General features: G+C 57.0%; 1 protein-coding gene. It reads right to left on the bottom strand.

The annotated features are described in order from the left end of the window. Nucleotide 1 precedes the first annotated feature (1 nt). Nucleotides 2-523 (bottom strand): hypothetical protein, encoded by a 522-nt coding sequence (locus tag KP708_RS15390; RefSeq protein ID WP_371823801.1) that lies wholly within the window; start codon nucleotides 521-523, stop codon nucleotides 2-4. Nucleotides 524-791: the final 268 nt, after the last annotated feature.

Here is a 791-nt window from a genome sequence, read left to right as displayed (position 1 = left end):
GTCAGGTGGCTTTCGCTTCCTTCAGACACCATGCGACCATCTCCGCATGGGTCATCTGGGGGGGCTGAAAGACTCTTTCAGGTCTTAAAAAAGAACGAGAAGGACGTTCCTGTGCAGGTCTTGCACTTAGGTGAGCACGCACTGTCCGCATGAAGTTCCGGGCCGCCTGCGCCACCTGCTGGAGTGCCGACAGAACGATCTCATATGCGTTCGATGKCCGCACCCGCTTCCCAAGCTGGCGATCATACTGATAGCGGGGCGTGGGCTTCACGATGCCGAGCGCATAGGCCCGATGCAGAGCATTGATAACCGTCCGGCGGCTGGCGCCTGACTTCGCTGCCATTGCTTCGTGACTAGGGAACATAGCCCCATCGTCCCCCATGAACTCCGGCAGAACCGCCAGCGCATGTGCTTCCCCAAGAGTCAGCTTACCTTCCGACCGGAAACGACGAAGCATGGCCTGAAACCGGCGGATAATCTGCCATGTTGTCATGGGACGGGAGGTCTTGGAAGTAATGGCCACTGTCTATCCTCACGCGGACTGGCCATCTTCTCTTGAGGGGAACCCCGGAAACGGGTTATCGTKCACCTCGGAAAGCTGACCCGTCCACTGCGACTGGCGGGKTAAGCTGAAAGGTCGGAGTTCGCTGCTCCGGCCTTTCGCCGTTTAGGGGGACAGGGTTTTCCCATGTCGGAAAAAACGCAATGGGATAGGAAAAATGAAATCGCCATTAGAACGGCAAGGGATAGCCAAAGCAGGCGCAAGCATCAAAATGTCCGCTAAAGGAAGA

It is taken from the genome of Gluconobacter sp. P5H9_a (assembly GCF_018812085.1).
GTDB lineage: Bacteria > Pseudomonadota > Alphaproteobacteria > Acetobacterales > Acetobacteraceae > Gluconobacter.
The sequence above is the reverse complement of the archived record's forward strand: the minus strand, read 5'-3'. Positions and strand labels throughout refer to the sequence as shown.